At 66.1% G+C, this 6730-nt stretch carries 3 protein-coding genes; 1 reads left to right on the top strand and 2 read right to left on the bottom strand.

What is annotated here, in order from left to right:
• Positions 1-94: 94 nt before the first annotated feature.
• A complete protein-coding gene (gene gcvP, locus JL37_RS20165; RefSeq protein WP_043546312.1) occupies positions 95-2968 on the top strand; it encodes an aminomethyl-transferring glycine dehydrogenase in 2874 nt (957 codons plus the stop codon).
• Between the two features lie 96 nt (positions 2969-3064).
• Here the strand turns inward: gcvP and JL37_RS20160 are convergent, their stop codons facing one another.
• Positions 3065-5011 (bottom strand): DUF945 family protein, encoded by a 1947-nt coding sequence (locus tag JL37_RS20160; RefSeq protein ID WP_043546311.1) that lies wholly within the window; start codon positions 5009-5011, stop codon positions 3065-3067.
• Positions 5012-5245: 234 nt separating this feature from the next.
• The gene (locus JL37_RS20155; protein ID WP_043546310.1) at positions 5246-6721 is read right to left on the bottom strand and encodes a M81 family metallopeptidase; all 1476 of its coding nucleotides are present in this window, start codon (positions 6719-6721) and stop codon (positions 5246-5248) included.
• Positions 6722-6730: the final 9 nt, after the last annotated feature.

Below are 6730 nucleotides of genomic sequence, written 5' to 3'. Positions count from 1 at the left end.
GGGGCGGGCGCGCGGCCCGTGCGGCCGCGCGCCCGCCCCGCAAGATGCAATACCGTCCGTCCTCCGACGGCACCCGCTACCCCGAGATCTCCCCATGTCGCGCGCCCTAGACACCCATACCGACTTCATCCCCCGCCACATCGGCCCCTCCGACGCCGACCAGGCCGCCATGCTCGCCGTCATCGGCAGCGCCAGCCTGGACGCCCTGATCGAAGAAGTCGTGCCGCCCAAGATCCGCAGCCAGGCTCCGCTGGCGCTGCCGCAATCGCGCAGCGAAACCGACGTGCTGGGCGAACTCAAGCAGATCGCGGGCCGCAACCAGGTCTACCGCAGCTACATCGGCCAGGGGTACTACGGCACGCACACGCCCAATGTGGTGTTGCGCAACATCCTCGAGAATCCCGCCTGGTACACGGCCTACACGCCGTACCAGCCCGAAATCTCGCAGGGCCGCCTCGAGGCCCTGCTGAATTACCAGACCATGGTCGCCGACCTGACCGGGCTGGACATCTCCAACGCCTCGCTGCTGGACGAAGGCACCGCCGCGGCCGAAGCCATGACGCTGGCGCGCCGCAGCGCCAAATCGAAGAGCCCGGTGTTCTTCGTTTCGCGCCACGTGCATCCCCAGACCCTCGAAGTCGTGCGCACGCGCGCCGAAGGCCTGGACATCGAGATCGCGGTGGGCGACGAGGCCGAAGGCCTGCCCGAGTGCTTCGGCGTGCTGCTCCAGTACCCGCACAGCACCGGCTCCATTTCCGACTACCGCCAACTGGCCGAAGCCGCGCATGCGCAAGGCGCGGTCGTGGCCGTGGCCACCGACTTGCTGGCGCTGGCCCTGCTGGCAGCCCCGGGCGAGTGGGGCGCCGACATCGCCATCGGCTCGGCGCAGCGCTTCGGCGTGCCGTTCGGCTTCGGCGGCCCGCATGCCGGCTTTATGGCCTGCAAGGACGCCTTCAAGCGCAACATGGCGGGCCGCCTGGTCGGCGTGTCCAAGGACGCGCAGGGCAATCCGGCGATGCGCCTGGCGCTGCAGACGCGCGAACAGCACATCCGCCGCGAAAAGGCCACTTCCAACATCTGCACCGCGCAAGTGCTGCTGGCCGTGATGGCCGGCATGTACGCCGTGTGGCACGGCCCGGCGGGCATCCGCCGCATCGCCGAGCGCGTGCAGCGCAGCACCGCGATCCTGCGCGCCGAGCTGGTCAAGCTGGGCGTGAAGGTCGCCAACGACACCTTCTTCGACACGCTGCTGCTGGAAACCGGCGCGGCCACCCCCGCCATTCTGACGGCTGCCGACTGCGCCCGGATCAACCTGCGCCGCGTCGATGGCGCCCGCCTTGCTGTTTCGCTCGACGAAACGGTGAGCGCGGACGACCTCCTGGCGCTGGTCAACGTTTTTGCGGCGGGCCTGGAACGCGATGACGTCGAACTCGACCTCGACGCCCTGGACGCGGCGGCGGCCGGCGGCATCCCCGCGGGCGTGGCGCGCGAAAGCGCCATCCTGAAGCATCCGGTGTTCTCCAGCGTGCAGTCCGAGACCGACATGCTGCGCTACCTGCGCAAGCTGGCCGACAAGGATCTGGCGCTGGACCGCACGATGATCCCGCTGGGTTCGTGCACCATGAAGCTCAACGCCACGGCCGAAATGATCCCCATCACCTGGCCCGAATTCGCGCTGATTCACCCGTTCGCGCCCGCCGCGCAAAGCCAGGGCTACAACGAGCTGATCGACCGGCTGTCGGCCGCGCTGTGCGAGATCACCGGCTACGACAACATCAGCCTGCAGCCCAACTCGGGCGCGCAGGGCGAATACGCCGGCCTGCTGGCTATCCGCGGCTATCACCAGGCCAATGGCCAGCACCAGCGCAACATCTGCCTGATCCCGTCGTCGGCGCATGGCACCAACCCCGCCTCGGCCCAGCTGGCCGGCATGGACGTGGTGGTGGTGGCGTCCGACGCCAACGGCAACGTGGACCTGGCCGACTTGCGCGCCAAGATCGAACAGGTGGGCGACAAGCTGGCCGCCCTGATGATCACGTACCCGTCCACGCACGGCGTGTTCGAGGAAGCCGTGACCGAGATCTGCGATCTGGTGCACCAGGCCGGCGGCCAGGTCTACCTGGACGGCGCCAACATGAACGCCATGGTCGGCGTGGCCCAGCCGGGCAAATTCGGTTCGGACGTGTCCCACCTGAACCTGCACAAGACCTTCTGCATTCCGCACGGCGGTGGCGGCCCCGGCGTGGGCCCAGTGGCGGTGCGCGCGCACCTGGCCCCGTACCTGCCCGGCGTGGTGAATGAACAGGGCAAGCTGCCGGGCGACGCCAAGGTCGGCCCGGTGTCGGCCGCGCCGTTCGGCTCCGCCGGCATCCTGCCGATCCCGTACGTGTACATCGCGCTGATGGGCGCCGACGGCCTGCGCCGCGCCACCGAAGTGGCCATCCTGAACGCCAACTACATCGCCACGCGCCTGCGCGGCCACTATCCGGTGCTGTACGCGGGCCGCCATGGCCGCGTGGCGCACGAGTGCATCCTGGACGTGCGTCCGCTGAAGGAAACCAGCGGTATCAGCGCCGAGGACATCGCCAAGCGCCTGATGGACTACGGTTTCCACGCTCCCACCATGAGCTTCCCCGTCGCGGGCACGCTGATGGTCGAGCCGACGGAATCGGAAAGCATCGCCGAACTGGACCGCTTCATCGACGCCATGATTTCCATCCGCGAGGAGATCGCCCAGGTCGAGCGCGGCGAGCGCGACCGCGAGGACAACGTCCTGAAGAACGCCCCGCACACCGCGCAGATGCTGCTGGCCGAAGAATGGCTGCACGACTATCCGCGCCAGCAGGCCGCCTATCCGGTGGCGTCGCTGCGCGACGCGAAGTACTGGCCGCCGGTCGCCCGCGTGGACAATGCCTACGGTGACCGCAACCTGGTGTGCGCCTGCCTGCCGATCGAAGCCTACGCTTAAGCGCGGGCCGCAAGGCCCGGCGCGAGCCGGGCCTGGGCAAAAAAAATCCCCCGTCAGGAAAACGGGGGATTTTTTTATCCTGCGTCGGCTTGGCGCTTACTTCGCCGGCGCGGCTTTGCTGGCGACGGAGAAGTCTTCCGCGATGCTGAAGAACGTGTTCAGCATGATCTGCAGGTTTTCCTTGCCGATGCCGCCTTCCGAGTTCATGTCCATCTGCAGCACGGCCTGGTTCTTGTCGTCCAGGTAGGCGCGCGTCCAGCGGTATTCCTGGTTCCAGGCGTTGATCGCCTTGAGCGAGACCGGCTTCTTGCTGCTGTACGTCGCAGTCACCACGAGGTCGTGGCACTGTTCCGTGAAGTCGTTGCACAAGAATTCCACGCGCAGGTCGGTTGCGCCCGTATTGGCGGGTGCCAGGATCAGCACGGGGCCTTCTTCGCCGTCTTCCTTGCGGGGCGAGTACGACATATCGGACAGCATGGCGTTGACGGTGTCGAAGTCGAAGTCCTGCATCAGGTCGGCGGGAGCCGCCGCGGCGGCAGGCTCTTCCGGATCCATGTCCATGTTTTCGGGCTCGCCCTCGTCGTCCATGCCCGTCGCGCCCAGCAGGCCGGCGAACAGTTCCTCGGCCGGAATCTTCTGGCCGTTCAGGTCGCCCATGCCGTCGGCGAAGTGGAACTTGCCGACGATGTTGTCGCCGTCGTTCTTGCCGACGTTGAACATTTCGGCCATGCCCGACACCGAGCGCATCTGCTCGTCGGCCTCGGCGCCGGCCGCCGTGGCGTCCAGGCCTTCCTTCTTGATGGCGTACTGCACCATCAAGTCGCGGACCATGGGCTTGGAGATGACCAGCGTGGCGTCGATCTGCTTGATGGCCTTGACCAGGATTTCCTGCGGGGTCAGTTCCTTCACGTTGGGCGGATTGGCCAGGTCCAGCGTGAACGTCAGCTTGCTTTCGCCCTTGGCGGTCTTCCAGCTGAGCGGGTCGATGCTGAACGACGGATTGCCGTTGAGCAGCTTGCCGGCGTTGTCCAGCAGCACGTCGAACTGTTCGTCCTTCAGGCCTTCGTCGCTCGCGCCCATCATGTATTGGCGCACGATCTGGTTGTAGGTGTCGGACAGTTGCTTGACGGCCTCGCCGTCCAGCTTGGCGAGCTTGACGACGGCCTGGCCGTTGCCCAGCGCGACATCGTTCAGGACGATGTCGCCGGTCTGGTAGGTCGCCTCGGCGTTGATGGTCTTGTCGTCTTCGGACAGCTTGACGCCATAGCCCAGGTTGTCCAGCGAGACCTTGACTTCTTCATCGGGCTTGACGACATCGATGCGCTTGACCTTGATGTTCGAATCGCCGACGGACAGGCCGAACTTGCCCATGCGGCTGTTCACGTCCATGGTCAGGCCGGACATCGTCATCTTGACCGGGTCGTCCGACTTCTCGCCGTTCACGGACAGCGTTTCCACCAGGGCGTTTGCGGTGATCGCCTGCAGCTTGCGGTCGAAGGTGCCGTTGACCGTCATGCCGCTGAAGTCGACCGCGTTGCCTTCATGTTCGACCTTGACCGGCGCGATCGTGGCGCTGGCGGTGGCGAAGCCGCCGAAGCTGATCACGGCGTCGCCGGCCAGCGGCGAGACGCCGTTGGTGAGCTCGAACAGTTCCTTGATGTTGTCCGTCTTGGCGATCTCGCTGTGGACGAAGGCCAGCTTGGGCGCGATCGCGCCGCGCGCCAGGGCGCTCTTGGGGAAGGGGCCGTGTTCGATGGTGGCGTCGAACTCGACCATGCCGGCGGGCATGTCATCGGGGGTGCTGTCGCTCTTGACGAAGGACAGGCCATAGCGCGCCTGCGTCGAGAACAGGCCGCGTTCGTATTTCAGCTGGTCGATGCGCAGGCCGAACAACGGCGTGATCTTGGCCAGCTTCTCGTTGGCTTCCGCCAGGTGGCGCTGCGAGCTTTCCTCGATGCGTTTGCCGGTGTACCACGTGGCGCCGACCCAGCTTCCTGCTCCCACTATGACCACGCCGAGGGTGATCGCTACGCTCTTTTTCATCGTTCTGCTTGTGTCGTTGATTATCGAGTCATATCCGGTGGCCGCGGCGGTTTCTGCCGCGAGGCGGCCCCCTGCGGGCCGCTTCCATTGGAATACGCGTATTCATCGGCCTGTAAGGCCCGCGGCGAGTATACCGAGCGACAGCTCGCCTGAGCGTGCTCGCAGTTACAGAAGATGTCAAAATGAAAGCCGGCGCTGTTGGGCCGGCTTTTCGGGCGGAAAATGCGCAAAAGGCTACAGCGCGTCCAGCGGATAGATCGGACGGCGCACTTTCTTGAACTCCAGCTGGCCATAATCGGAGGTGGTGACGCCCACGCCCGTGCATTCGATGACTTCCGTGGCCATGTCGGAGAAGCCCGCGCGCCAATGCACCCGGCTTTTCAGCACCACATAGCGCTTTTGCAGCGGGTCGACGCCGGCCGACAGCAGGCAGTTGACGTCGAACGGCTCCTGGTGCCGCGACACCACCACGATTTCCACGCGGCCCGTATCGATAACGACGGTCAGCCCGGTATCGTTGCGCACGCCGCGGTACATGGGGCCCCGGTTCAGGTATACGCCGTCGAACACCAGCTTGACGCGGCCGGTGACTTCCAGCGGTTCGCTGGGTTCCTTGATGGCGGGCATGGGCATCTTGCCGCCCAGCTTGAGCGTGATGGCCTGGCCCACTCCGGCCGCGGCCGCTTCCTGCGCGGCTTGCGGGTCGCAGATGGCGTAGAAGACCACGTTTTCCAATTCCTGGCGCAGCACCTCGGCCAGCACGGCGGTGGTGTCCATCGTGCCGCCCGAGCCCGTGTTGTCGTAATGGTCCAGCAGCACGACGGGGCCTTGTTCGATCGCCTTGGCGCGCGCGATGGTGGGCGCGAGCGGTTCCGGATGGAACACCCAGTCGGCGCGTCCCTTCCAGGCCCGGTCGAGCAGCTCGTCGCGGTATTCTTCCGCTTCGGCCAGCTTGCCGTCCGTACAGACAACGGCGCTCAGGCCCGCCTCGCGGATGTCGGCGTGGGGAAAACCCACGAATACCGAGGCGGCCAGCACGCCGCCGGCTTCCAGCTCCCGGCAGCGTTCCTGCAGGGGCTTGTTGGGCGCGGCATGGGTGCCCTGGCACATGATATGGGGCAGCATGGGCTTGTTGGCCCAGGACATGACGGGCTTGATCTCGCCCTTCAGGGTGCGCACGATCACGTTCGCGGCGCGCACGCCCGATTCGCGGATGTCCACGTGGGGATAGGTGTGGAAGCCGCTGATGACCGTGGCGTTCCTGACGATGTCGTCGTAGATGTTGGCGTGCATGTCCAGCGTGACGGCCACGGGCGTCGTGGGATCGATTTCGCGCAGGCGGCGCAGCAGGTCGCCTTCGGCGTCGTCCACGCCCTGCGCCACCATGGCGCCGTGCAGGTCCAGCAGGATGGCGTCGAAGCCGCCGCGCTGGACTTCGTCCAGGACCAGCTTGCACAACCGTTCATGCGTTTGCGCGCTGGCCGGCCCGCTGGGCCAGGACTCGGCCGCTACCGGGATGACCATCTCGGCACCCTCGCGGCGGGCCACTTCGATATAGCCGCCCAGGCCGCTGTCGGTGTTCTCGTAGGCCTTGATGGCGCGTTCGCCGGCCAGGATTTCGGGGTTGCCGCGGAAGAAACGTTCAAGCGGGGTCGGCACGGGCGAAAAGGTATTCGTCTCGTGCTTGATCATTGCCAAAAGCCAACGCATGGGAATTCC

Source organism: Achromobacter sp. RTa, from assembly GCF_000757485.1.
In the GTDB taxonomy this organism is placed as follows: Bacteria; Pseudomonadota; Gammaproteobacteria; order Burkholderiales; family Burkholderiaceae_B; genus Achromobacter.
This window is presented reverse-complemented; position numbering and strand designations above follow the sequence as displayed.